Raw genomic sequence first — 668 nt, 5'->3', positions numbered from 1 at the left:
GCGGAGAGCGTCTTTTGGAATATTGAGGTTAAAAATTAACCATTAATTTGAGGAGCAACCAAAGCCACAGGAGCCGATTCACCAGAAGCTAAGTCTAAGGGGAAGTTGTGAGCGTTGCGCTCGTGCATGACTTCCATACCCAGGTTAGCGCGGTTTAACACATCCGCCCAGGTGTTGATCACGCGACCGGTAGAGTCGATGATTGACTGGTTGAAGTTGAAACCGTTCAGGTTGAAGGCCATGGTGGACACACCTAAAGCGGTGAACCAAATCCCGATCACGGGCCAAGCACCTAACAGGAAGTGTAAGCTCCGGCTGTTGTTGAAGCTGGCATATTGGAAGATTAAACGACCAAAGTAACCGTGGGCTGCAACGATGTTGTAGGTTTCTTCTTCTTGACCGAATTTGTAACCGTAGTTTTGGGACTCGACTTCGGTGGTTTCACGCACCAAAGAGGAGGTAACTAAGGAACCGTGCATGGCGGAGAATAAACTACCACCAAACACCCCAGCAACGCCTAACATATGGAAGGGGTGCATCAGGATGTTGTGTTCGGCTTGGAACACTAACATGAAGTTGAAGGTTCCAGAAATTCCTAAAGGCATACCATCAGAGAAGGAACCTTGACCGATGGGGTAAATCAGGAACACGGCGGCTGCTGCTGCAAC

At 49.1% G+C, this 668-nt stretch carries 1 pseudogene; it reads right to left on the bottom strand.

Annotated elements, in window-relative coordinates:
* Positions 1-35 precede the first annotated feature (35 nt).
* Positions 36-668 (bottom strand): annotated as a pseudogene (locus PL11201_RS25490) (photosystem II q(b) protein); the annotation flags it as partial.

This window comes from Planktothrix sp. PCC 11201 (genome assembly GCF_900009135.1).
Lineage (GTDB): Bacteria > Cyanobacteriota > Cyanobacteriia > Cyanobacteriales > Microcoleaceae > Planktothrix.
Note: the sequence above shows the minus strand (reverse complement) of the source record. Positions and strands in the feature narration are given on the sequence as shown.